We start from the raw sequence: 25,356 nt of genomic DNA on the forward strand, positions 1-25,356 counted from the left end.
CCCGTCCCACCCCTGCCACCTTCCCGCCGTCCCGCACGACTTACGACGAGAGTCCGCCGCCATGTACGAGCTGTCCCGGGTCCGCCTCTACTCCATCGGTCCGGCCGGTGCGCGCTACGCCGACACGGTGCTCGACCTGCGCGGCGTCGGCGCGGAGGTGCCCAACCCCGCGCCCACCCAGGCGGAGTTCTTCGAGGACGAGCCGGTCGGCCCGCCGCGCCGCCCCGCGCCCGCGGGCGTCCTCTTCCTGGAGAACGGCGGCGGCAAGTCCGTCCTGCTCAAGCTGATCTTCTCGGTGATGCTGCCCGGCCACCGGAACACGCTCGGCGGCGCCAGCTCCGGCGTGCTGCGCAAGTTCCTGCTCGCCGACGACTGCGGCCACGTGGCCCTGGAGTGGCAGCACACCCTGACCGGCGAGTGCGTCGTGGTCGGCAAGGTCAGCGAATGGCGGGGCAGGCAGGTCTCCAACGACCCGCGGAAGTTCGCCGAGGCCTGGTACTCCTTCCGGCCGGGACCCGGCCTCAGCCTGGACTCGCTGCCCGTCGCCGAGTCCACCGCCGTGCGGCCCTCGGCGGAGGGCGCGTCGGGCGCGCAGGGGCGCCGGCGCACCATGAAGGGCTTCCGCGACGCCATGACCGAAGCGGTCAAGGCGTACCCCCACCTCGAAGTGCACTGGGAAGAGATCCACGACCGCTGGAACGAACACCTCACCGACCTCGGCCTCGACCCCGAACTCTTCCGCTACCAGCGGGAGATGAACGCCGACGAAGGCGAGGCCGCGGGCCTCTTCGCGGTCAAGAAGGACTCCGACTTCACCGACCTGCTGCTGCGCGCCGTCACCGACACACGCGACACGGACGGCCTCGCCGACCTCGTCCACGGCTTCGGCAACAAGCTGGGCCGGCGCGCCGAGCTGATGGCCGAACGCGACTTCACCGCGGGCTCCGTCGACCTCCTCGGACGCATCGTCGAGGCCGCCGGGACCCGGGCACGCGCGCGTGACGTGCACGCGGGAGCCGAGCGCCGCACGCGGACCCTGGCGCGCAGGCTCTCCGCGCGCGCCGTCGAGGAGCGCGGTCGCGCCGCCGAACTGGCCGAGCAGGTCACCGCCGCGGCCCACACCGTCACCGAGGCCGAGCGGGCGCGCGGCACAAGCGCCCTGATCTCCGCCGAACTGGCCTACCGGCACGCCTCCCTGGCGCTCACCGTCGCCGAGAAGGCCGCCGCCGCACAGCGCCGCGAGCTCGCCGACGCGCGCACCCTGCACGCCGCCTGGCAGGCCGCCGAAGCCGTCCTGCGGCACCGTGCCGCCGCCGACCGCTCCGCGCGCGTGGCCGTCGCGATCCGCGAGGCCGAACGCGACGCGGCGCCCGCGCTCGCCGCCCGCGCCAAGGCCGCCGCCGATCTCGTCCGCGCCCTGCACACCGCCGCCGAAGGCGCGGAGAACCTCGCGAACGAGGAGGAGGAGCGCTCCGCGGCCCTCCAGGAGACCGGCGAGACCGCACACCGCGACGCCACCGCCGCCGCCACCGAGGCCCAGCGCGCCCGCAGCGAACTCGGCCACCTGAAGCAGCGCCTCGCCGAGGTTGAGCAGGAGACCGCGGAAGCGGTCCGCGCGGGCTGGCTCGACGACACCGCCCCCGACGCCGACCCGGCCCGCGCCGCCCTCGCCGCGAGCGACGCCGAGAAGACCACCGTCGCCGCCTGGGACACCGCCCGCGAGGCCGCGCGACGGGCCGCCGACCACGCCAAGGAGACGGCCGCCGCCGAGGCCCGCGCGGAGCTGACCGCGGCCCGCGCCGCGGACGCGGCGACCGCGGCCGAGGCCGCCCACGACGCGGAGCGCCGCGCCGCCGAATCCATCGCCGGGGACGAGCGGCTCGCCGAGCTCCTCAGCCTGCCGACCGCGAGCGGCGGAGTGCCGAAGCCCCGCGGCGACACCGGGGCCGCCGGCGCGGACGGCGCGCTCTCCGTGGCCGAGCTCGACCGCTCGGCGGACGACCTGCGTGCCCTCCTCGAAGAGGGCGTCGCCTCCGCCGAGCGACAGCTGTTCGACCTGCGCACCGCCGCCGCCGACGACTCCCGCATCCTCGGCGCCCTCGGCGACGGCGGGCTCCTGCCGCCGGGCCCCGACGTCCTCGCCACCGTCGAGTTCCTCGGCGAGCACGGCATCCCCGCACTGCCCGGCTGGCGCTACCTCGCGCAGGCCGTCGACCCCGCCGACCACGCGCGCGTGCTCGCCGCCCGCCCCGAGCTTGTCGACGGCGTGGTCATCACCGACCCGGCCACGCACGCACGCGCCCGCGAAGCCCTCGCCGACGCCGCCCTGCTGCCCCGCTCCGCCGTGGCCGTCGGCACCGCCGCCGCCCTCCTCGCCCCCACACCGGGCGAGCAGGCCGCCGACAGCGGCGTCTTCCTCGTACCGCCGAACCCGGCCATGCACGACGAGCACGCCGCCGACGAGGAGCGGCAGGCGCTGCGCGCGCGGGCCGCGCAGCGCGACGACGAGATCAGGGCGCTCGCCGCCCGGCTCGGCAAGGACCGCGAGCTCGCCGCCCGCCTCGCCTCCTGGCGCACCGGCTGCCCGAGCGGCCGCCTCGCCGAGCTCGCCGCCGCGGCCGACGAGGCGCGCGCCTTCGCCGAGGAGGCCGAGGCCGAGCTCGCCGAGGCCCGTACCGCTCGCGCCGAGGCCGACGAGGCGGCGAGCGAGGCCGCACGCGTGCGGGACGAGCGCCAGGAGGCCGCCCAGCGCGCCCGCCGTGCCGCCGACGCCCTCGCGGGCCTCGCCTTCCGGCTGCGGGAGCGGGCCGGCTGGCAGGCCAAACTGCGCGAACTCGCCGACGAGGCCGCCGAGTCAGAGGCCCGCGCCCAGACCTGCCTCGACCGCGCCCGCGCCGCCGACGAGGACCGCCGCGCCGCCCAGCGCGCCGCCGACGACGCCCGCCGCACCGCCCGCGCGCTGCGCGCCGAGCGCGCCGAGATCGCCGGCGCCCCCGAGGACGTACCGGAGGAGAGCGACACCCCCAAGGCGTCGCTGCCCGCCCTGCGCGAGGCCTACCGCGCCGCCTCCCAGCTCTACGAGAAGGTGGGCGTCGGCGCCGACCTCCGTGCCGAGCAGGCCCGCGCCGAGAGCGACGAGAGCGCCGCCCTCGCCGAGCTGGACCGGCTCAGCAACAAGGTCCGCACCCGCGCGGCCCTGCTCCTCGAAGGCACCGAAGGCTCCGACGGCCCGTCCCGGCAGGCCGCCGCCGCGCGCGCGGAGGCCCAGGTCCAGCTCATCGAGGCGCGCGCCGCCACCGCGAGCGAGCAGCTCGGCCGGCTGCGCGGCGAGGCCGAGCGGCACGCCCCCGAGGACGGCGAGGCCCACACCGAGCTCCCCGAGGAGCTCGTCCCCGCCGACGTCGAGCAGGCCCAGACGCTCCTGCGCACCGCCACCGGCGAACTGGCCGCGCGCACCGAGGCGCTCAGCCGCGCCAAGGAGGCCCACGCCGCCCTGCTGCACACCCACCGGGTGACCGAGGACGCGGCAGGCGGCTTCGACGAGACCGCGGCCCTGCTGCGGGACCTCCTGCGCGAGCACCAGGAGGACGAGTCCGAGGAGAGCCCCGAGGCCTACCCCGGCTCCCTCGAAGAGGCCCGCCACTCCGCCGCCGAGGCCCGCCGCTCCCTGCGCGGCTGCGCCGCCGACCTCTCGACCGCCGAGTCCGCGGTGCGTGAGGCGAGCGACATCCTCGTACGCCACGCGAACTCGACCCGGTACGAGCAGGTGCGCACCCCCGCCCGCCAGCAGATCCGCGAGCTCCCCGCGTCCGCGCTGCCCGACCACGCCAAGAAGTGGGCCGACGCCTTCGCCCCCCGGCTCCGCGTGCTCACCGACGAGCTGGAGCAGCTTGAGCGCAACCGCGACAGCATCGTGGACCGCCTGCGCGGCCTCGTCGAGTCCGCGCTCGCGACGCTGCGGTCCGCCCAGCGCCTCTCCCGTCTGCCCGAGGGCCTCGGCGAGTGGTCGGGCCAGGAGTTCCTGCGCGTCCGCTTCGAGGAGCCCGACCAGGCCACGCTCGTCGAGCGGCTCGGCGACGTCATCGACGACGCCACCCGCGCCGCCGTGAAGAAGAACTCCGACCTGCGGCGCGACGGCATGTCCCTGCTGCTGCGCGGGGTGCAGGCCGCCCTGGAGCCGCGCGGCGTCGCCGTCGAGATCCTCAAGCCCGACGCCGTGCTGCGCGCCGAGCGCGTCCCGGTCGGACAGATGGGTGACGTGTTCTCCGGCGGCCAGCTCCTGACCGCCGCGATCGCCCTGTACTGCACGATGGCCGCGCTGCGCAGCAACGACCGGGGCCGCGACAAGCACCGGCACGCCGGCACGCTCTTCCTGGACAACCCCATCGGCCGCGCCAACGCGACGTACCTCCTGGAGCTCCAGCGGGCCGTCTCGGACGCGCTCGGTGTGCAGCTGCTCTACACGACCGGGCTGTTCGACACGACGGCGCTCGCCGAGTTCCCGCTGGTCATCCGGTTGCGGAACGACGCGGACCTGCGGGCGGGCCTGAAGTACATCAGCGTCGAGGAGCACCTGCGTCCGGGCCTGCCGCAGCGGGCCCCCGAGGACCCCGACGGCGAGACGGTGCACGGGGAGATCACCGCGACCCGGATGTACAAGCGGCCCGCACCCCAAGGAGACCCGGTCACTGCGTAGCGAGCCGTTTGGTCAGCCAGTCGTGGAAGAGTCCGATGTGGTGCTCTGTCGGCACGAGCACCCCGCCCGCGCGGTAGGCGCGTGACGCCATCGCGGGCTGGGTGCGCTCGCAGGCCGCGAAGTCCTGCGTGTTGACCCGGTGGAAGAGTTCCACGGAACGCGTCAGGTCGGCGCCGGACGCGACGACGTCGGGCGCGTACAGCCAGTCGCACTCGACGACCGTGCGGTCCTTGGCCAGTGGGAACATCCGGTGCAGGATCACGTGGTCGGGGACGAGGTTGACGAACACCGTCGGCTTCACGGTGATCGCGTAGTAGCGCCGGTCCTGGTCCTCGGCGACCTCGGGAAGCCGCCCGAAGCCCGCGCTGCCGTCGACCGTGAAGCCGCCGACCTCCTCGCCGAACGCGGCGCCGTGCCCCACGTAGTACTGCGCGGCGAAGCCGTCGGCGAACTCCGGCACCACGTCGGTCAGTTCGGGGTGGATGGTCGCGCAGTGGTAGCACTCCATGAAGTTCTCGACGATCAGCTTCCAGTTGGCGCGCACGTCGTAGCTGACGCGCCTGCCGAGCGCGAGCCGCTCGGTGCCGTAGCGCTCGATGGACGCGGCGTCGCCGAGCCGTTCGACCGCGGCGCCCATGACGGTCTCCTCGAAGGAGGGCGGTTCGTCGGCCAGGCACACCCAGGCGTAGCCAAGCCACTCCCGCAGAGCGACCTTCACCAGGCCGTACGCCTCGCGGTCCACATCCGGCAGCTTCGCCAGATCGGGCGCGGCGATCAGCCTGCCGTCCAGGTCGTACGTCCAGGCGTGATACGGGCATTGGAGGGCGCGGCGCACCCGGCCGGACTCCTCGGTGCACAGGCGGGCGCCGCGGTGGCGGCAGACGTTGAGGAAGGCCCGCAGCTCGCCGGTGCGCGAGCGGGTGACGAGGACGCTTTCGCGGCCGACCCGCACGGTGCGGAAGGCGCCCGGCACGTCGAGGTCGGTGGCGCGCACCGCGCAGAACCAGAGCGCTTCGAAGACGTGTTCCTGCTCCTGCCGGAAGATCTCCGGGTCGGTGTAGTAGTGGCCGGGGAGGGTCGCGATGAGACTCGGCGGCAAGGGGGTCGTCGTCACGGTTCTCGTACTCCTCGTTCTCGTACTCCTCAAGCGGGCGGGGCTCAAGCGGGCGCGGCGGCGAGGCGGGCGGGGTCGAAGAGGTCGATGGGGTGGTTGGTGGCGCCGTTCAGCGCCAGGTCGGCGAGGATTTCCCCGACCACGGGTACGAACTTGAAGCCGTGGCCGGAGAATCCGGCGGCGACGGTGACCGACGCGGGGTGCGCCGGATGGCGGGCGATGACGAAGTGCTCGTCGGGGGTGTTGGAGTACATGCAGGTGGCGGCCTTGAGGAAGCGGCCGGGAAGGTCCGGGATCAGCCGCCCCACCTGGTCGGCCATCGCGGCGACCTCCTGGTCGTCGACGGTCCGTTCGATGGTCTCCGGAGTGCAGGGCGTGCCCTTGCGGAAGAAGGCGACCTTCGCGCCGAGGCCGGGCCCGTCGATGGCGGGAAAGCCGTACACCTGCACACCCTCCGCGTCCTCCCAGATGTAGACCGGGTGGTTCTCCGGGGTGTAGGGGCCCTCGCCGCCGGTCGGCCGGAACCAGTACATGACCTGCCGCTCGATCGTGAACGGCACCCCCAGGTCGGTGAGGAGTCCGGGCGCCCACGCGCCGGGGCAGATCACCAGCTGACCGGCCGTGTAGGCGTCCTCGGCGGTGTGCACGCGCACGCCGTCCCTGTACGGCTCCCACCGCGTCATCGGTTCCTCGAAGTGCAGGTCGGCGCCTCGCCGCGTGGCCAGCTCGAGGTGCGCGGCCACCGTGTTCTCGGGGCGCAGGAGACCGGCCCGTGCCTCGTACAGGGCGACCTCGTCGTCCCGCGGGGTGAGGGTGGGGAAGCGGCGGCGGATCTCCTTGGCGTCGAGCATCTCGTGGGGCAGGCCCCAGCGCTCGGCGGAGAGCCGCGAACCGGCGACCGTGCGGCTGTCGGGCCGGCCCAGCATCACGCCGCCGCACAGCGTCGCGATGTCGCGGCCGGTGTCGCGTTCGAGGCGGTCGTAGAGCTCGTACGCGCGCAGCAGCAGCGGTACGTACGCGGGGTCCTCGAAGTAGGACTGCCGGGTGATGCGTGAACCGCCGTGACTGGACCCGCGGTTGTGCACCGGCCCGAACTTCTCCAGGCCGAGGACGCGGGCGCCGCGCGCGGACAGGTGGTGGGCGGCGGCGCTGCCCATGCCGCCGAGGCCGATCACGATCACGTCGTAGGTGGGGGACACCGGTGCCTCCAGGCGGCTAGCGGCGGATGCGGGTCATCTCCGGGTCGAGGAGCGGTTCCTCGGCGACCGTCGCGGGCACCTTCTCCCCGAAGTACGCGATGTGCACGCCGGTGCCCACGGCCAGCGGCGGCAGCCAGGCGTACGCGACGCAGCGTCCCAGGGTGTACCCGTACGAGGCGCTGGTGACGTACCCGGCCGGGGCGCCGTCGACGTAGACGGGCTCCTTGCCGAGGACGACGGCGGCCGGGTCGTCGAGGAGCAGCGCGGTGAGCATGCGCGAAGGCCGCCCAAGCCCTTCGAGCGCCGAACGCCCCACGAAGTCCCCCTTGTCCATCCGGACGGCGAAGCCGAGGCCCGCCTCGTAGGGGTGGTGTTCGGTTGTCATGTCGTGGCCCCAGGCGCGGTACCCCTTCTCCAGGCGCAGGCTGTTGAAGGCGGAGCGCCCGGCCGCGATCACGCCGTGCTCCCGGCCGGCCGCCCAGAGCGTGTCCCAGAGGCGCATCCCCAGATCAGCGGTGGTGTACAGCTCCCAGCCCAGTTCACCGACGTACGACAGACGCATGGCGGTCACCGGGACATGCCCGATGTACGTCTCCTTCGCCCTGAAGTAGCCGAACGCCTCGTGCGAGAAGTCGTCGTGGGCGAGCGGCTGCACGAGCGCGCGGGCCAGCGGACCCCAGACGCCGATGCAGCAGGTCCCCGAGGTGATGTCCCTGAGGTGGACGTCGTCGGGGGCATGGCGGAGCAGCCAGTCGAGATCGGCGGGGGAGTTGGCGCCCACCTGGAAGCGGTCGGAGGCGAGCCGCGCCACGGTCAGATCGGAACGGATGCCGCCCGCCTCGTCGAGGAGCAGGGTGTACGTGACCGAACCCGGCCTCTTCGCGAGGTTGTTGGAGGTCATCCGCTGGAGGAAGGCGAGGGATCCGCGGCCTGTGACCTCAAGGCGGCGCAGCGGCGTCATGTCGTAGAGGGCGACCCGCTCGCGGGTGGCGCGCGCCTCGGCCGCCGCGACGGGGGACCAGTGGCGGGCCGACCAGGCGTCGCGCTCCGGCACCTCGACGTCCTCGGCGAGCGGCGCGTTGGCCTCGTACCAGTGCGGGCGTTCCCAGCCGCCGCCTTCGAGGAAGACGGCGCCCAGCTCCTGCTGGCGGGCGTGGAAGGGGCTGACCCGTAGGGGGCGCGGCCGGTCCATCGACTGGAGCGGGTGGATGATGTCGTAGACCTCGGTGAACTGCTGGGCGCCGCGCTCGGCCACGTACGCGGGGGAGCGCTGCGCGTCCTCGAAGCGCGTCAGCTCGCAGTCGTGCGGGTCGAGCGAGGGCCGCCCGTCGACCATCCACTCGGCGACCGCCTTGGCGACGCCCGCGGAGTGCGTGACCCACACGGCCTCGGCCAGCCAGAAGCCGCGCAGCGCGGGGGCTTCGCCGAGCACCGGCATGCCGTCGGGCGTGAAGGAGAAGACGCCGTTGAAGCCTTCCGCGATCTCCGCCTTCCTCAGCGCCGGAAGCAGCTTCCGGCAGTCCTCCCAGCTCGGTGCGAAGTCCTCCTCGGTGAAGGGGTACGAGGACGGCATGCCCTCGGCGTCGTCGTACGCGGGGACGGTGAACGGGTCGACGGGCAGCGGGCGGTGGGCGTACGAGCCGATGCCGATGCGGTCGTGGTGCTCGCGGAAGTACAGGTCGCGGTCCTGGTGGCGGAGGATCGGCAGGGAGGCCTCCGGACGCGGGCCGCCCGGTCCGGCGAGCTCGGGCAGCGGCGCCGTCTTCACGTACTGGTGCGCCAGCGGCAGCAGGGGCACGTCGACTCCGGCCAGCCGCCCGATCACCGGTCCCCAGAATCCGGCCGCCGAGACGACGTGGTCGGCGGGAAAGGTGCCGCGGTCGGTGACGACGGCGGTGACGCGGCCGCCCGCGCGCTCGATGCCCGTCACGGTGTGCCGGTCGAGAAATCGTGCGCCACGCGCGCGTGCCCGTTCCAGCTGTGCCCGGCAGGCGGGCACGGCACGGGCCAGGCCGTCGTCGGGCGTGTACAGACCGCCGTGCACCCGGCTCTCGTCGACGAGCGGCCACAACTCCTTGCAGCGGGCCGGTCCGACGAGTTCGGCGTCGATGCCCCAGGACGCGGCGAAACCGGCCTTGCGGTGCAGGTCGGCCCAGCGCTCGGGGGTGGTGGCGAGCTCCAGGCCGCCCACGGGGTCGAAGCAGGGCAGGCCGTCGGCCTGGAGGGCGTGGAACTTCTCCACGGTGTACGCGGCGAACGCGGTCAGCGTCCGGGAGGGGCTCGTCCGGAAGACCAGGCCCGGCGCGTGCGAGGTGGAGCCGCCCGGCGCGGGCAGCGGCCCCTGGTCGAGGACGGTGACGTCGGTCCAGCCGCGGGAGGTCAGCTCGTCGGCGAGCGAGCAGCCGACTATGCCGGCCCCGATGACGACGACACGGGGCCCTTCGGGCCGGCCGGGGCTCACAGGACGACCACCGACCGGAGGACCTCGCCCCGGCGCATACGGGCGAACGCCTCCTCCACCTCGTCGGGCCCGATCGTCTCGGAGACGAAGCCGCCCAGGTCGAGCCGGCGGCTGAGGTACTGGTCGACGAGGATCGGGAAGTCCCGGGTGGGCAGGCAGTCGCCGTACCAGGACGACTTGAGGGCGCCGCCGCGCGAGAACAGATCGATGAGCGGAAGCTCGACGGCCGTCTCCGGATCGGGCACACCGACCTGGACGAGCACGCCCGCGTGGTCGCGCATGTAGAAGGCCTGCGTGTACGTCGAAGGGACGCCGACCGCGTCGATCGCGACGTCGACGCCGTGGCCGCCGGTCAGCTCGCGCACCGCCGCGACCGGGTCCGTGCCGCGGGAGTTGACGGTGTGCGTGGCGCCGAACCGGGTCGCTCCGTCCAGTTTCGCGTCGTCGATGTCGACGGCGATGACCCGGCGGGCCCCGGCCAGGGACGCCCCGGCGATGGCGGCGTTGCCGACGCCGCCGCAGCCGATGACGGCGACGGTGTCACCGCGGCCCACCCCGCCGGTGTTCACCGCGGCCCCGTACCCGGCCATCACACCGCAACCGATCAGGGCCACCGCCTCGGGACGGGCCGCCGGGTCGACCTTCACGGCCTGCCCGGCGGCGACCAGCGTCTTCTCGGCGAAGGCGCCGATGCCGAGCGCGGGGCTCAGCGGCGTGCCGTCCAGGAGCGTCATGGGCCGGGCGGCGTTGCGCGAGTCGAAGCAGTACCAGGGCCTGCCGCGCAGGCAGGAACGGCAGCCTCCGCATGGCGCGCGCCAGGCGATCACGACGCAGTCGCCCGGGACGAGACCGGCGACGTCCGCGCCGACGGCCTCCACCGTCCCGGCCGCCTCGTGGCCGAGCAGGAACGGGAAGTCGTCGTTGACCGCGCCTTCCCGGTAGTGCAGATCCGTGTGGCAGACCCCGCAGGCCCGTACGGAGACGAGGACCTCTCCGGGGCCTGGATCTGGCACGACGATCGTCTGCACCTCGACGGGTGCGCCCTTCTTCGGGGCGACGACGGCACGGACCTCGTGGGGCACGGCCAGACTCCTCTGCTGATGCGCACGGCGTGACGGCGTTGTTGCGTACTGCACGTTCGGTTGCGCTATGGGAGACATACTGGGAACGCCATCAAGAGGCCGTCAAGGGGGCGGAGTTCAGCCTTCGCGAATCTGCGGGAGCGCTCGGGGGCGCGCACGGCACGCGCGAGGGCGGGGCCGCTGGTCCCGGCCCCGCCCTCATGTGTCCGTACGCTGCATAGCCTCGCCGTCGTCCCGGCGCGCGGTCGCAGGCGAGCCGGCTCTCAGAAGCCGTAGCCCATTCTCCGGGAGAGCTCGACGGAGGCCGCGACGGTGCGCTTGGCGAGCTCGGTCAGCCGGTCCTCGGTCAGCCGGTAGACGGGACCCGACGCGCTGAGCGCCCCGATCACCTTGCCGTCGTGCGCGCGCACCGGCGCGGCCACGGCGGCGAGTCCCACCTCCAACTCCTCGACGGCGACGGCGAATCCCTGCTCGACCACCGCCTCGAGCTCGCCGCGCAACGCCACCGTGCCGGTCACCGTGTGCTCGGTCAGACGCGGCAGGGTGCGCGCCATCAGGCCCTCGCGCAGCGTCGTCGGCAGGTGCGCGAGCAGCACCTTTCCGCTGGACGTCGCGTGCAGCGGGGTGCGCCGGCCCAGCCAGTTCTGCGCGGTCACCGAGGCCGGGCCGCGCGCCTGCATGATGTTGACCGCCGCGTCGTCGTCCAGGACCGCGATGTTGACCGTCTCGCCCAGCTCGTCCGCGAGTTCGCGGCAGACCGGGGCGCCCTCCTGCGAGATGTCCATGCGCACTGCCGCCGCCCCCGCGAGGCGGAGTACGCCGGCGCCCAGGAAGTACTTCCCGCGGTCCTTCGCCTGGCCGACGAGGCCGCGGTTCTCGAGCACCCCCAGGAGCCGGAAGGCCGTCGACTTGTGGACGCCCAACTCATCCGCGATATCGGTGACTCCGGCCTCCCCGTGCTGCGCGAGGATCTCCAGGACGCTCACCGCGCGGTCCACGGACTGGACGGATCCGGCCGTCCCCCTGGACTGCCTCTCCCGCGGTTTCCCGCGCGGCTCCCCGCCCTGATCGGCCTGTTTCCGCTCGCCCGTCATAGCTGAACTCTCACCACCCCGGCGGCCTGCTGGAGCCGCGTTGTCGGGAAGCCCTTGACGCGATGGGCGCCCCACCCGGATTCTGTTGCGCATAGCGCTCCCTCGTGCGCCATGTGAAACATCATGTTAACGAAGGGCCTTGGTCCCCAGCGGGGCCGGGGCCGGGCCGAATGACACCCAGAGGGGGGCCCATGATCCCCGTATGCCGCCTTGACGACCTCCCCGCGGGCGAATCCGTCCGCCTCGACACCACGCCGCCCGTCGCGGTGTTCAACGCCGACGGTGAACTCTTCGCCATCGACGACACGTGCACCCACCAGGACGCCTCCCTGTCGGAGGGGTGGCTGGAGGGCTGCCTGGTCGAATGCCCGCTGCACGCCGCGGCATTCGATCTTCGTACGGGCAAACCCACGTGCCTGCCCGCGCGCCGTCCCGTGCGCACCCACCAGGTGTACGTCGAGGACGGCGTCGTCCATGTACGCCTCGCCACCGACGGCCCGGCCGGCCGGGGCACCTCCCACGGCCTCGCCGCCGACACGGAAGCCACCGGGAACGGGTCCGCGGCGTGAGGACCGTCATCGTGGTGGGCGCCTCGCTCGCCGGACTGTACGCGGCGCGGGAACTGCGCGCCCAGGGGTTCGACGGCCGCCTGGTCGTCGTCGGCGCTGAACCGCACCGGCCGTACGACCGGCCGCCCCTGTCCAAGGGCTTCCTGACCGGCGAAGGGGGCGAGGCCGAACTCGCCCTCTGCGACGGCGAGGAGACGGCTGAACTCGCCGCCGAATGGCACCTCGGCACCCGGGCGCTGGCCCTCGACGCGCGTGGCCGCACGGTCGTCCTCGACGACGGCCGCGCCCTGACCTGCGACGGTGTGGTCATCGCCACCGGGGCGTCCGCACGCCGCCTTCCCGGGCCATCGCTCGCGGGGGTCCACACGCTGCGCACCCTGGACGAGGCCCGCGCCCTGCGTGCGGAGTTGACCCGTGGACCGCGTCGCGTGGTGGTCATCGGCGGGGGCTTCATCGGCGCCGAAACGGCCTCCTCGTGCACGGCGCTCGGCCACGAGGTCACGGTCGTCGAGGCCGCGCCACTGCCACTCGCGGCTCAGCTCGGGCCGGAGATGGCGGCGGTGTGCGCGCGGCTGCACGCCCGTGGCGGGGCGCGGCTGCTGACAGGTGTGGGGGTGGCGGGGCTGAGGGGGAGCCCGCACGCGCGCGCCGGGGCCGTATCGGCATCCGGGAGTCCGGCGGACGGGCAAGGCGCAGTCACCGCTGTGGAGTTGTCCGACGGCCGGCTGCTGGCAGCCGATGTGGTGGTCGTCGGCATCGGAGCGACCCCCGTCACCGGCTGGCTCGCGGGCTCACCGATCGCCGTGGACGCGGGCGTCCTGTGTGACGACGGCTGTGTCACCGGGCTGCCCCAGGTCGTCGCGGTGGGCGATGTGGCCCGCGTGGGCGGCGTCCGCGCCGAGCACTGGACGAGCGCCACGGAGCAGCCCCGAGTGGCCGTGACGAACCTGCTCGCCGGCCGCACGGTGGAGGCGCTGCGCCCCGTGCCGTACTTCTGGTCCGACCAGTACGGCTCCCGTGTCCAGTTCGCGGGCCGGCGCACCGACGGCGACACCGTCCGCGTCGTCGAGGGGGCGCCGGACGCCGAGGACGGGACCGGCTTCCTCGCCGTGTATGAGCGCGCGGGTCGCACCACGGCGGTCCTCGCGGTCGACCGGGCCCGGCCGTTCATGAGGGTGAGGAGGGCTCTGCCGGCCGACCGGGCACTGGAGCCGGTGGGGAAGCGCGGCGACTCGACGGGACGGGTGACGGTGCGTGCGGGGGTGTGAGGTCGGCCCGGCCGCCTCCCCTCAGGGGTGCGACAACCGCCCCGACCCACCGCGCCCTTGTATCCGTTCCTTGCCCCGCGCCACCGCCCTCGCCTGCCGGCGCGCCCGGCGCCGCTCGCGCCGCAATCGCCGAGCCGTGCTGCTCGGCATCGACACCACTCCGTGCCGTTGGTTCCACACCTGGCGGGTCACCCATACGTCGAGCACCGCCCAAGTGGCCACGACCGTGCCGGCCACGCTGCTCAGGACCATGGGGAAGGAGAGCCAGGACCCCGCGAGAGCGGTGAGGAAGGCGACCATCGCCTGCACGAGGGTGACCGCCACTATGATCACGGCCCGCACCGCGGCCGTCCGTACCGGATCGGGCAGCCGCCTCCTGCGGGCGGGCTCCTCCACCCACAGCGGCGGACGCTCCGCCGGAGCCGCCTCACGCTCCTGCCGAGCAGCGCCCTGCGGAGCCGCCCGCTGCCGAGCAGCGCCCTGCGGAGCCGCCCGCTGCGGAGCCGCCCGCTGCGGAGCTACCCCCTGCGGACCCGCCCCCAGCGAAGCGTCAGCCCCGCGCACCCCCGACTCGCGCCCCGCGCGGCGCTCCACCGTGCCCTTCATTTCGTCACTCCCCCCACTGCTGCTTCACGGCCGTTCACGGAACACGCTCGGGACACATCCTCTGGTTATCCGCTGCATTCATCAGCAGGGCCAACACACCAGTGGCTGCCCGTTTTACTGCGCTTTATGTCGCCTGCCCTGCGACGTGCCCCTTGAGTCGCGACTCTCTTCCTGATGGACGAACGAGAGATCCGAAAGATTCCCGTCCGGGTTCGATCAAGCGAAGAGTTCCGGCCAACTGGCGCTCCACGTACGGGGGATGGAACCCGGAAGTTGCCGCCGCATGCTGGGACGCAATCTCCCGTAATGGAGGGACAACTAGGGATGTCCCTTTCGCGTCACGGCTGAAAAGCGTTCGGATGCGTCTTCGAGTTGCCCGTGAGTCAGTAGTAGGCTCGCGCCGTTTGTTGACGCACATGTGTGCCCCTGGCCCGTGCAACGGCCACAGGGGGCCGATCTGGGGGAGGCCATGCGCTTTCGCGGGAAGTCCATCCGCCGGAAGATCGTGGCGCTGCTGCTCGTGCCGCTGCTCTCCCTCACCGCGATCTGGAGTTTCACGACCGTCATCACGGGGCGCCAGGCGCTCAGCCTGATCGACACGGTGAACGTCGTCGACAAGCTCGCCTACCCGATCGAGGACACGGCCCGCGTCATCCAGCAGGAGCGCCGCCAGACCCTCGTCTACCTCGCCGACCCGCGGGCGTCGGACGCGCTCTCCGCGCTGCGCCGCAGCCGTACCGCGACGGACGGAATGATCGCCAAGGTCCGGTCCAACGCCGAGGATCCGGACGTCAGGGACGGCGTCACCGGGGACTCGCGCAAACGGCTCGACGAGCTCGTCGAAGCCTTCGACGGCCTCACGCCGCTGCGCCGGAGCGTCGAGGAGGGCACCATCACCAGGGCTGGCGCCCTGAAGATGTACACCGAGCTGATCGACCCCTACTTCGACCTGCTCAGCACGCTCAACGGCTTCTCCGGCCTCGACGACATGAAGTACGACCAGCAGGGGCGCGCGCTCGTCGGTGCCACCCGTGCGCGTGAACTGCTCTCCCGCGAGGACGCGGTGATCGGTTCGGCGCTCGTCGCGGGCCGGATAACCAAGCCCGAGATCAGGCAGGTCACCGAGCTCCGGGCGCAGCGCACCCTGCTCTTCGAGGTCAACTTCGCGCAGCTCTCCGAAGAGGACCGCGGCCGCTACGAGCGCTACTGGAACGGCACCGAGGCCCAGCAGCTCAACAAGGCCGAGAACGACGTCATCGAGGCCGGCACCAAGGCCCCGGACGTCGTGACGTCAAGTCACTGGGACCAGACGGCGAGCCGGGTACTCAAGCAGCTCTCCGAAAGCAACATCGAGGCGACCGACCGCTTCCAGGACCGCGTCGAGCCGGCCGCCGTCGGCGTCATCGTCCGCGTGATCGCGGCCGGTGTCCTCGGCCTGCTGGCGCTGCTGGTCTCCATCTTCCTGTCCGTACGCATCGGCCGCAGCCTCATCCGCGACCTGCGCCGCCTGCGTCTTGAGGCCCACGAGGCGTCCGGCGTCCGGCTGCCCGGCGTACTGCGCAGGCTGGCGGCGGGCGAGCAGGTCGACGTGGAGACCGAGGCGCCCCGCCTCACGTACGGCAAGGACGAGATCGGGCAGGTCGGCCAGGCGCTCAACACGTTGCAGCGCGCCGCCGTCGAGGCCACCGTCAAACAGGCGGACCTGCGCCGCGGCGTCTCCGAGGTCTTCGTCAACCTCGCCCGCCGCAGCCAGGTGCTGCTGCACAAGCAGCTGACGCTCCTGGACGCCATGGAGCGCAGGACCGAGGACACCGACGAACTCGCCGACCTCTTCCGCCTCGACCACCTGACCACCCGCATGCGGCGGCACGCCGAAGGCCTGGTGATCCTCTCCGGAGCCGCCCCCTCGCGGCAGTGGCGCAAGCCCGTCCAGCTCATGGACGTCGTCCGTGCCGCCGTCGCCGAGGTCGAGGACTACGAACGCATCGAGGTGCGCCGACTGCCGCGTATCGCGGTCACCGGGCCCGCGGTCGCCGACCTCACGCACCTGATGGCCGAACTCCTGGAGAACGCCACGGTGTTCTCGCCGCCGCACACGGGAGTGCAGGTTCTCGGGGAGCACGTCGCCAACGGCTTCACCCTGGAGATCCACGACCGGGGCCTCGGCATGACGCCCGACGCGCTCCTGGACGCCAACCTGCGGCTCGCGGAGACCCCCGAGTTCGAGCTTTCGGACACCGACAGGCTCGGCCTCTTCGTGGTCAGCAGGCTCGCGCAGCGCCAGCGCGTCCGGGTCTCGCTGCAGCCCTCGCCGTACGGCGGCACCACGGCCGTCGTCTTCATTCCGGAGTCACTGCTCACCGACGACGTGCCCGACACCGGCGGCTACCGCCTCGACCGGCCGCAGGGCAGGGCGGTGGCGGCGGGCCCCGACAAGGCGGCCGACCGTACGGCGGCGCTCGCCCAGGTGCCGGTCCAGCTCCCCGGGCTGCCCGCCTCCGTCCTTGACGGCCCCGTCGAGCTGGAGGCGCCCGTCGGCCTGGCGGACCTCGACCGGTTCCCCGGCGCCCTCGACGACGAGGACAGCGAGCGCGGCGGTCTCTTCCGGCCGCGCCGCCGGGTGGCCGGCACGCCGGGTGAGCAGCATCAGCAGGCCCGCGACGACCGCGAGGCGGGCCGCGCGGAGCCGACCCGGCGTGGCACCGCTCCCGCCCGCCTCGACGACGCCGACGACCTCGGCGACGACGTCCATGGCGGCCCCACCCCGCTGCCGCGCCGCAGGACCCCCAAGCTGGTCCGCTCGAACGGCCGCCCGGTGACGCACACCAGGCCGCAGGACAGCCGGTTCCCGGAGGGCGGGCCGCAGGAGAAGCCGTTGGCCCCGGCCGCCGGGGACGAGGCCCCGGAGCGCTCGCGGCAGCCGTCCTGGCCCGACCTCTCGCCGCCGCACCGGGACGTCACGGCCGTCGACGAAGCGACCACCGAGTTCCCGCGACCCGGCCGCCGTACCGCGCCCCAGGACCGTGGCGCCCAGGACCGCGGTACCCCCGCGGCAGCCCCGGGCGGACTGCCCCGCCGTGTCCGGCAGGCCAGCCTCGCCCCGCAGTTGAAGGCAGGACCCGACCACCGCCCCGACCGCGCCGAGACCGGGCCGGAGGAGCGCGACGCGGAAGAGGTACGCAGCCGCATGGCCTCGCTCCAGCGGGGCTGGCAGCGCGGCCGTGACGAGAACGCCGCGGGCGACGACGCCACGAACGGCACAGCACCAGGAACGACATCCGAGGGGGACGGTCGATGACCGCACCGAATGCCGACGCACGCACCACCACGACCGGGGGGCGGGGAGAACTGAACTGGCTCCTCGACGACTTGGTCGAGCGCGTCTCCAGCATCCGCAAGGCACTCGTGCTCTCCGGCGACGGCCTGCCGACCGGCGTGTCGAAGAACCTGACCAGGGAGGACAGCGAGCACCTCGCCGCCGTCGCCTCCGGGTTCCACAGCCTCGCCAAGGGCGTCGGACGGCACTTCGAGGCGGGCAGGGTCCGCCAGACCGTGGTCGAGCTCGACGACGCGTTCCTGTTCGTCACGGCCGCGGGCGACGGCAGCTGCCTCGCCGTCCTCGCGGACGCGGACTCCGATGTCGGCCTGGTCGCGTACGAAATGACGTTGCTGGTCAAGCGGGTGGGTGTGCATCTGGGGACGGCTCCGCGCACGGATCTGTCCGCCGGGGGGTAGTGGGAGGTCATGACTGACGACGGACGAAGGACGCAGAGAGCGACAGGGGCCACGCGGAATTTAGCGGGAGTGCAGGAATCACCCCGCTGGTACGACGACGACGCGGGCCCCGTGGTCCGGCCGTACGCGATGACCCGCGGCCGCACGACGAGCAACGGTCAGCACCGGCTCGACCTGATCGCGGTCGTCATCACCGAGGCCTGGGCGACCGGCGTCCCGGAGGCCGACCAGACGCTGTCCCCGGAGCACGTGGACATCGTCGAGCTCTGCCGTGACACGCCCCAGTCGGTCGCCGAGCTCGCGGCCGAGCTCGATCTGCCCATCGGTGTGGTCCGCGTCCTCATCGGTGACCTCGTCGACGACGAACTGGTGCACGTGACCCGTCCCGTGCCCCCGGCCGAACTGCCGGACGAAAGTATTCTGCGCGACGTGATCAGCGGCCTCCGGGCGCTCTGAGCAGCGCGGAAGCGGGAGTGGGATCGTGACTGGCCGGCAGTTCCGGGTAGACAGGGGCGGCACCTTCACCGATATCTCCGCGCGGCACCCGGACGGCACCGAAACCCCCGGCGGCGCCGGATACGGACCGGCGCCGCGCGACACCACTGATCCAGGAGAAGTGAGCGATGATCTTCAGGCGTTCTGAGCGCGGCAAGGCCCCCGTCGAGCCTGTCACGCTGAAGATCCTCGTGGCGGGCGGCTTCGGCGTCGGCAAGACGACGCTGGTCGGCGCGGTCAGCGAGATCAAGCCGCTGCGCACGGAGGAGACCCTCAGCGAGGCCGGCCGGCCCGTCGACGACACGAGCGGTGTCGTCGGCAAGCACACCACCACGGTGGCCATGGACTTCGGCCGCATCACCCTCCGCGACGACCTGGTCCTGTACCTCTTCGGCACCCCGGGGCAGGACCGCTTCTGGTTCCTCTGGGACGAGTTGGCCACCGGGGCCCTGGGCGCCGTGGTCCTCGCCGACACCCGCCGCCTGGAGGACTGTTTCGCCGCAGTCGACTACTTCGAGCGGCGCTCCATACCCTTCGTCGTCGGCGTCAACTGCTTCGAGGGCGCCTCCCGTTACCCCGCCGACACCGTGCGCCAGGCACTGGACCTCGACTCCGGAGTACCCGTCGTCCTGTGCGACGCGCGCGACCGCGAGTCCGTCAAGGAGGTCCTCATCGACGTCGTCGAACACGCGATGGCGGCGGCCGCGGCGGCCAGGGAGACCGTCACCACCTGACCGGCCGGGGCGGCCGCGTCCACGGCCCGTACCCCCGCCGACCGGGGTACGGGCCGCAGTTCCGCTCGGCTCAGAGCCTGTCTTTGAACCCCCGTCGTCCGCGCGAAGCGCGGGCGCAGCGGTGGATTGGGGCCTCCCCTGCTCGAGCGGAGCCGAGAGCTTGGGGAAGCGTGCGATCGGTGTGCGGAGTTCCAGGTCATGTGGCGGAGCCACCTGTCCTGGGACTCCGTGCGCCGAGCGTGCGTGGCGGGCGCCGGGGCGCAGGCGGGGGTTCAAAGACAGGCTCTCAGCCCTCGCCGTCCTCCAGCCAGCCGAAGCTCCGCTCCACCGCCTTGTGCCAGTTGCGGAACTCACGGTCCCGCGACTCGGCGTCCATCCGCGGCGTCCACTCCACGTCCTGCTGCCAGTGCGCCTTCAGCTCGTCGAGGTCGTTCCACACGCCGGTCGCGAGACCAGCCGCGTACGCCGCGCCCAAGCAGGTCGTCTCGGAGACCTTGGGCCGGATCACGGGCACGTCCAGGACGTCCGCCTGGTGCTGCATCAGCAGATTGTTCTTGGTCATCCCGCCGTCCACCTTGAGGGTGCTGATCCGCACCCCGGAGTCCTGGTACATGGCGTCGACGACCTCGCGGGTCTGCCAGCTCGTCGCCTCCAGGACGGCACGCGCGAGGTGCGCCTTGGTGACGTACCGGGTCAGACCGGTGACGACACCGCGCGCGTCGGAGCGCCAGTACGGGGCGTAGAGGCCGGAGAAGGCAGGCACGATGTACGCCCCGCCGTTGTCGTCGACGCTCGCCGCGAGCGTCTCGATCTCGTCCGCCGAGCGGATGATGCCGAGCTGGTCACGGAACCACTGCACCAGGGCACCGGTGATCGCGATGGACCCCTCCAGGCAGTACACGGGCGCCTCGGAGCCGATCTTGTACCCCACCGTCGTGAGCAGCCCGCTCTTCGACGCGACGGGCCGGTTGCCGGTGTTGAGGAGCAGGAAGCTGCCCGTGCCGTACGTGTTCTTGGCCGTCCCCGTGTCGTAGCAGGCCTGCCCGAAGACGGCCGCCTGCTGGTCGCCGAGCGCGGAGGCGACGGGTACTCCGGAGAGCTGGCCCACGGCCGTGCCGTAGACCTCGGCCGACGACCTGATCTCCGGAAGCACTGCTTCGGGCACGTTCATCGCCGACAGGATCGACTGGTCCCACTGGAGCGTCTGGAGGTTCATCAGCATGGTGCGGCCGGCGTTGGTGACGTCGGTGACGTGCTTGCCGCCGTCGGTGCCGCCCGTGAGGTTCCAGATCAGCCAGGAGTCGATGGTGCCGAAGGCGATCTCGCCCCGCTCGGCGCGGGCCCTGAGGCCCGGCACATTGTCGAGCAGCCAGGCGGCCTTGGGCCCGGAGAAGTAGCTGGCGAGCGGCAGCCCCGTCTGCTCGCGGAAGCGGTCCTGGCCGTCCGCGCCGCCCAGTTCGTTGCAGAGCGCCGAGGTGCGGGTGTCCTGCCAGACGATCGCGTTGTGCACGGGCTTGCCGGTCGCGCGGTCCCACAGGACGGTGGTCTCCCGCTGGTTGGTGATGCCGAGCGCGCTCACCTGGTCGGCGCGCAGCCCGGCTTTGGCGATGGCGCCCGCCACCACCGCCTGTACCTTGGACCAGATCTCGGTGGCGTCGTGCTCCACCCAGCCCGGCTTGGGGAAGATCTGGCGGTGCTCGCGCTGGTCCACGGCGACGATCGCGCCGTCCCGGTCGAAGATGATGCAGCGGCTCGATGTGGTGCCCTGGTCGATGGCGGCGACGAATTTCCCGGAGCTGTCCGGCATGGCTACCCCTTGATGACCTTGATGAGAAGACTCAGAAGGCTGCGTTGTAGATGAGGCCCGCGAGGGCGCCGCCGATCAGCGGCCCCGCCACCGGAATCCAGGCGTAGCTCCAGTCGGACGTGCCCTTGTTGGGGATCGGCAGGAACGTGTGCATGATGCGCGGACCGAGGTCGCGCGCCGGGTTGATGGCGTAGCCCGTGGGGCCGCCGAGGGAGAGGCCGATGCCGACGACCAGGAAGGCCACGATGAGCGTCTGCGTCCCGGACTCGCCGAGCCCCTTGGTCAGGCCGAAGGCCAGGATCGGCAGCACCAGTGCCACGGTCGCGATGACCTCGGTGATGATGTTCGCGACAGGGTTCCGGATCTCCGGAATGGTGGAGAAGATGCCGAGCGTCGGCGTCGGCTGGTGCACGCCTTCCGAGTCGCCCTTCGCCCCGCGCGTGACGTTGGCCTGGAACTGCGCGAAGTAGACGAGGTACGCCAGGACGGCGCCGAGCATCGCGCCCACCATCTGCCCGAGCAGATAGACCCAGACCTGGTCCCAGTCGCCGGTGTCGATGGCGATGCCGAGCGTGACGGCGGGGTTGAGATGGCCACCGGAGAGCGGGCCCGCGGTGTAGGCGCCCGCGAGCACGCCGAATCCCCATCCGAAGGAGATGACGACCCACCCGGAGGCCTTCGCCTTCGAATGGCTGAGCGTGACCGCGGCGCACACACCGGCGCCGAGAAGAATCAGAATCGCGGTGCCGATGACCTCACCGACGAAGACGTCCCCGTTCGAGTACATGGCGGCTCCTAGGCCCTCGCCCGGGGCGGTGCGCCCCGGTCCTCCGTGCAGGGTGCGTTTCCCACGACTACCGCCTGGATGCGCCCGGCTGTTGCAGCCGGGGGCAGGGAGTCTCCCGCGCCCCGCCCGGCGTCCATGACGAGCGTGCCGTCGCAGCCGTATCGCCCATGGGGGATGACCTGTTGACCAGGCCCTTCACGTAGACCCTTCGCGCGCACAGAGGCTCTGGGCGCAGTGGAGCCGGGGTGTGGCGACGCCGACTGACACCCGGAAGTGTTCACCGGTGGTGATGGAGCGTCAAGGTCGCGGACGACAACCGTTGACCGGTGTGCCGCGGGCCGCGCCGTGAGGCGTCAGCGCACCGCGACGACCGAGGAACCATGGCCGAACAGACCCTGGTTCGCGGTGATCCCCACCCGCGCCCCCTCGATCTGCCGCGCCCCTGCCGTCCCCCGCAACTGCCAGGTCACTTCGCATACTTGAGCGATGGCCTGGGCCGGCACGGCCTCTCCGAAGGACGCGAGACCCCCGCTGGTGTTCACGGGCACGCGCCCGCCCGGCGCCGTCGCCCCGTCACGCAGCAGCTTGGCCCCCTCGCCCGCCCCGCAGAGCCCGAGGTCCTCGTACCACTGCAACTCCAGCGCGGTCGACAGGTCGTAGACCTCTGCCAGCGATATGTCCTCGGGGCCGATGCCCGCCTCTTCGTACGCCGCCCGCGCTATGGACGAGCGGAAGGTGCCGTCCGCGGGGGTCACGACGGCCGCCGAATCGGTGGCGATGTCCGGCAGGTCGAGCACGGCGGCCGGGTACGTCGGAGTGACCGTGGACACCGCGCGGACGCGCACCGGGTCCGCCGCTCCGTGCCGGCGCGCGAACTCCATGCTGGAGAGCACCAGGGCCGCGGCGCCGTCCGACGTGGCGCAGATGTCGAGCAGCCGCAGCGGGTCGGCCACGACGGCCGATGCGGCGACCTCTTCGGTGGTGACGGCCTTGCGGTAGCGCGCGTTCGCGTTGAGCGCACCCGCCGCCGCGTTCTTCACCTTGACCTGGGCGAAGTCGTCCAGCGTGTCGCCGTGGACGGCCATCCTGCGGCGTGCGTAGAGCCCGAAATAGGCGGGATTGGTCGCCCCGAGAAGCCGGAAGCGCAGCCAGTCGGGGTCGTCGGCCCGGTCCCCTCCTGCGGGCCGGAAGAACCCCTTGGGGGCCGCGTCGGCGCCGACCACCAGGGCCACGTCGGCCATGCCCGCGAGGATCTGCGTACGCGCCGTGGCGATGGCCTGCGCCCCGGACGCGCAGGCCGCGTACACGCTCGCGACGCGCGCGCCCTGCCAGCCGAGGGCCCTGGCGAAGGTGGCCCCGGCCACATACCCGGGATAGCCGCCCCGCACCGTGTCCGCCCCCACGATCGAACCCACGTCCCGCCAGTCGATCCCGGCGTCCGCGAGGGCCGCGCGCGCGGCCACCACTCCGTACTCGACGAAGGAGCGTCCCCACTTGCCCCAGGGGTGCATGCCCACGCCGAGCACCGCCACCTCGCCTGTCATGCCTTCACCCCCACAGGCCGCCAGTGCCATGTCGTCCACGTCGTCTCGTCGTTCTCGTTCAGTACGCCGGGGACGACCTCCACCTCCATGCCGACCATCAGATCGGCGACGGAGACCCCGGGGACCGACTGCCCGAGCACCACCATGCGCTCCGCCTCCAGCTCCACAGCGATCAACGTGTAGGGCCGCCAGGGAAGTTCCGGGTCGGAGACATAGGGCGCGGGAGGCCGGTAGCGGCCGTCGGTGTACGACCAGACGCGTCCGCGCCGCGACAGCGGCACCTCGACCAGCTCGCCGCCCCCGCAGCCGGGGTTGCGGCAGAACCCGTCCTCGCGGGGGAAGAAGACGCAGGCGCAGGCTGAGCAGCGCGTGCCCAGAAGGCGGAAGGCGTCACCGTCCCCGGCGAACCAGTTGGCCACCACAGGTGTGCGCGTACGCGACAAGGCTCCTCCAGGCAGCGGATCCGACGTATCCGGGCAGCAGAACTGACGGAACGTCAGAAGTGTGCCACGGGCAACCGGATTACGTCAGGGGGCGTGGAAACCGGGGCGCGGTGAACCAGACAGCCCGGGCGCGATGAACCAGACAGCCCGATTGCGCGTCCGAGTACCGGAGGCAGGTGTCCGGGATCGACGGGGGTGGTCCCGGACACCGCCTCCACCGTCCCTTGCGCCTGACGCCGTCACTTCCCTCGCAGAGACCCGCGCGAGACGGGGAAGCCGAAGTAGCTGTCGGGGAACAGCTCGGGCTTGTGCGTGAAGTGCCACCACTCCTCGGGGAGATTGGTGAAGCCCTCCTTGGTGAGCACGTTCCGCAGCAGATCGCGGTTGGCCCGCTGCTTTCCCGTGATCCGCGGATCGTCCGTGTGCGACAGCGTGTCGAAACAGTCGAACCCCGTCCCCATGTCCACGGAGTTGTCGGGGAAGCGCTCGCTCCGCGGCCCGTAGCACGGCGTGAGCGGCTCACCGGGGACGTACGGACGGGTGGGCGGGGCGGGCAGCCGCACCACCGTCAGATCCACCGTCGAGCCCCTGCTGTGCCCGGACTTCTTCGCGATGTAGCCGTCGGCGAACAGCCGCGACTTGTCGACACGCGGATAGAACTCCGCCTTCATGCGCTCATCGTTGAGATCCTCGGCCCACCGTACGAAGTGGTCGACGGCCCGCTGCGGGCGGTAGCAGTCGTACACCTTCAGGGAGTAGCCCTTGCGCAGGAGCGTGCGCTGCGCCTTGTGCAGCGCCTTCGCGGCGGGCTCGGTGAGGATGCACATCGGCTTCCGGTAGCCGTCGACAGGACCGCCCACGAAATTGTGCCGGGTGAAGTAGCGCATCTCCTGAATGATCGTCGGGTCCACGTCGCGCAGCGCGACGAACTCCGCGGGAGCCTTCGGCTCGGGCCTCGCGTGGACGGAAGAGGCCACGTGTGCGGGGGCGCCGGCCTGCGCGGGAGAGCCGGCCTGCGCGGAGAAGGGAGCGGCGGCCACGGCCAGCAGAGCCGCGGCTCCGACGGCGAGATTCCGCGGGGCGGTGAGAAGTCGTGTCATGCCCCCTGCGTCTACCAGGCCCATGGACACCCGCGAAAGAGTGACACGTGAGCCATCGGATACAGTCCGCGGCGTGTCCGCATCCCCACACCCAGCCAACTCCCGCCCAGGCTCCCACTGTTCCAGCTGTGGAGCCCCCTTCCAGGACCAGCCCTCCGACCGGCCCCGCACCTGCGCCGCCTGCGGCGCGGTGACGTACCGAAATCCGCTCCCCGTGGCGGTGGCCCTGCAACCGGTGTACGACGCACAGGGCACCGGCCTGGTCATCGTGACCCGCACCATCGCCCCCGCGCGCGGGGGCATCGCCCTGCCCGGCGGGTTCATCGACGACCGGGAGGACTGGCGCCACGCGATCGTGCGCGAGCTCAAGGAAGAGACCGGCATCGGCGCGGAGAGCCGCGACGTGCGCCTGGCCGACGCCATGAGCGCCCCCGACGGCTACCTGCTGCTCTTCGGCGTCCTCCCCGAACGCCCCGCCGCCGACCTGCCGGCATCCGTACCGACGGACGAGACCGCGGGCTGGGACGTGCTGCGCCGGCCGGACGAACTGGCCTTCCCCCTGCATACGCTGGCGGCACGCGCGTGGTTCGAGGGCCGCTACTGACCCTCGGAGGGCCGCGCC

The 25,356-nt window shown here is 72.6% G+C and carries 19 protein-coding genes; 8 read left to right on the top strand and 11 right to left on the bottom strand.

Going from position 1 to position 25,356, the window contains the following annotated elements; all coding sequences use genetic code 11:
• Positions 1–61: 61 nt before the first annotated feature.
• Entirely contained in the window at positions 62–4,696 is a 4,635-nt protein-coding gene (locus ACFVYR_RS27365; protein WP_389612902.1) for a hypothetical protein, read from the top strand.
• On the opposite strand, the gene ACFVYR_RS27370 is transcribed toward ACFVYR_RS27365, so the two are convergent.
• From ACFVYR_RS27370 to ACFVYR_RS27390, 5 genes are all read right to left on the bottom strand, one after another.
• The gene (locus tag ACFVYR_RS27370) at positions 4,686–5,810 is read right to left on the bottom strand and encodes an aromatic ring-hydroxylating dioxygenase subunit alpha (RefSeq protein ID WP_384261365.1); all 1,125 of its coding nucleotides are present in this window, start codon (positions 5,808–5,810) and stop codon (positions 4,686–4,688) included. The two genes, ACFVYR_RS27365 and ACFVYR_RS27370, sit on opposite strands and share 11 nt — an antisense overlap.
• A 44-nt stretch (positions 5,811–5,854) precedes the next feature.
• Positions 5,855–7,009 (bottom strand): N-methyl-L-tryptophan oxidase, encoded by a 1,155-nt coding sequence (gene solA / locus ACFVYR_RS27375; protein ID WP_384261367.1) that lies wholly within the window; start codon positions 7,007–7,009, stop codon positions 5,855–5,857.
• Between the two features lie 16 nt (positions 7,010–7,025).
• Complete coding sequence (locus ACFVYR_RS27380; protein ID WP_384261370.1) at positions 7,026–9,470, bottom strand: FAD-dependent oxidoreductase; 2,445 nt, start codon at positions 9,468–9,470, stop codon at positions 7,026–7,028.
• A complete protein-coding gene (locus ACFVYR_RS27385; RefSeq protein WP_384261372.1) occupies positions 9,467–10,552 on the bottom strand; it encodes an S-(hydroxymethyl)mycothiol dehydrogenase in 1,086 nt (361 codons plus the stop codon). Before ACFVYR_RS27385 ends, ACFVYR_RS27380 begins: the two co-directional genes overlap by 4 nt.
• Positions 10,553–10,815: 263 nt before the next feature.
• Positions 10,816–11,646 carry an IclR family transcriptional regulator gene (locus ACFVYR_RS27390; RefSeq protein ID WP_384261375.1) on the bottom strand — a complete coding sequence of 277 codons (831 nt, stop codon included), beginning with the start codon at positions 11,644–11,646 and terminating at the stop codon, positions 10,816–10,818.
• Between the two features lie 191 nt (positions 11,647–11,837).
• On the opposite strand from ACFVYR_RS27390, the gene ACFVYR_RS27395 reads away from it, so the two are divergent.
• On the top strand, positions 11,838–12,215 hold the full coding sequence (locus ACFVYR_RS27395) for a bifunctional 3-phenylpropionate/cinnamic acid dioxygenase ferredoxin subunit (RefSeq protein WP_384261377.1): 378 nt from the start codon (positions 11,838–11,840) through the stop codon (positions 12,213–12,215).
• A complete protein-coding gene (locus ACFVYR_RS27400) occupies positions 12,212–13,483 on the top strand; it encodes an NAD(P)/FAD-dependent oxidoreductase (RefSeq protein WP_384261380.1) in 1,272 nt (423 codons plus the stop codon). The genes ACFVYR_RS27395 and ACFVYR_RS27400 overlap by 4 nt, the downstream gene beginning before the upstream one ends.
• A gap of 21 nt (positions 13,484–13,504) precedes the next feature.
• On the opposite strand, the gene ACFVYR_RS27405 is transcribed toward ACFVYR_RS27400, so the two are convergent.
• Positions 13,505–14,089, bottom strand: a complete 585-nt coding sequence (locus ACFVYR_RS27405; RefSeq protein WP_384261382.1) for a hypothetical protein — start codon at positions 14,087–14,089, stop codon at positions 13,505–13,507.
• A 469-nt stretch (positions 14,090–14,558) separates the two neighbouring features.
• Between ACFVYR_RS27405 and ACFVYR_RS27410 the strand changes: the two genes are divergently transcribed.
• From ACFVYR_RS27410 to ACFVYR_RS27425, 4 genes are all read left to right on the top strand, one after another.
• Positions 14,559–17,387, top strand: coding sequence for a nitrate- and nitrite sensing domain-containing protein (locus ACFVYR_RS27410; RefSeq protein ID WP_384261384.1), 2,829 nt, complete (start codon positions 14,559–14,561; stop codon positions 17,385–17,387).
• A complete protein-coding gene (locus ACFVYR_RS27415) occupies positions 17,384–17,824 on the top strand; it encodes a roadblock/LC7 domain-containing protein (protein WP_384261386.1) in 441 nt (146 codons plus the stop codon). Before ACFVYR_RS27410 ends, ACFVYR_RS27415 begins: the two co-directional genes overlap by 4 nt.
• 69 nt (positions 17,825–17,893) lie before the next feature.
• Complete coding sequence (locus ACFVYR_RS27420; protein ID WP_384261388.1) at positions 17,894–18,280, top strand: DUF742 domain-containing protein; 387 nt, start codon at positions 17,894–17,896, stop codon at positions 18,278–18,280.
• 167 nt (positions 18,281–18,447) lie between these two features.
• Entirely contained in the window at positions 18,448–19,053 is a 606-nt protein-coding gene (locus ACFVYR_RS27425) for an ATP/GTP-binding protein (protein WP_384261390.1), read from the top strand.
• A 286-nt stretch (positions 19,054–19,339) separates the two neighbouring features.
• Here the strand turns inward: ACFVYR_RS27425 and glpK are convergent, their stop codons facing one another.
• The 5 genes from glpK to ACFVYR_RS27450 form a co-directional block, all read right to left on the bottom strand.
• Positions 19,340–20,860 carry a glycerol kinase GlpK gene (gene glpK / locus ACFVYR_RS27430; protein ID WP_384261393.1) on the bottom strand — a complete coding sequence of 507 codons (1,521 nt, stop codon included), beginning with the start codon at positions 20,858–20,860 and terminating at the stop codon, positions 19,340–19,342.
• A gap of 31 nt (positions 20,861–20,891) precedes the next feature.
• A complete protein-coding gene (locus ACFVYR_RS27435; protein ID WP_384261395.1) occupies positions 20,892–21,647 on the bottom strand; it encodes an MIP/aquaporin family protein in 756 nt (251 codons plus the stop codon).
• A 353-nt stretch (positions 21,648–22,000) separates the two neighbouring features.
• Positions 22,001–23,191, bottom strand: a complete 1,191-nt coding sequence (locus ACFVYR_RS27440; protein WP_384261397.1) for a lipid-transfer protein — start codon at positions 23,189–23,191, stop codon at positions 22,001–22,003.
• On the bottom strand, positions 23,188–23,613 hold the full coding sequence (locus ACFVYR_RS27445; RefSeq protein WP_384261418.1) for a Zn-ribbon domain-containing OB-fold protein: 426 nt from the start codon (positions 23,611–23,613) through the stop codon (positions 23,188–23,190). The genes ACFVYR_RS27440 and ACFVYR_RS27445 overlap by 4 nt, the downstream gene beginning before the upstream one ends.
• A 260-nt stretch (positions 23,614–23,873) precedes the next feature.
• On the bottom strand, positions 23,874–24,734 hold the full coding sequence (locus ACFVYR_RS27450; protein WP_384261400.1) for a M15 family metallopeptidase: 861 nt from the start codon (positions 24,732–24,734) through the stop codon (positions 23,874–23,876).
• Between the two features lie 73 nt (positions 24,735–24,807).
• Here ACFVYR_RS27450 and ACFVYR_RS27455 point away from each other — a divergent pair, with 73 nt between their 5' ends.
• Positions 24,808–25,338, top strand: coding sequence for an NUDIX domain-containing protein (locus ACFVYR_RS27455; RefSeq protein ID WP_384261402.1), 531 nt, complete (start codon positions 24,808–24,810; stop codon positions 25,336–25,338).
• Positions 25,339–25,356: the final 18 nt, after the last annotated feature.

Origin of the sequence: Streptomyces sp. NPDC058284 (assembly GCF_042881135.1) — a bacterium.
GTDB lineage: Bacteria > Actinomycetota > Actinomycetes > Streptomycetales > Streptomycetaceae > Streptomyces.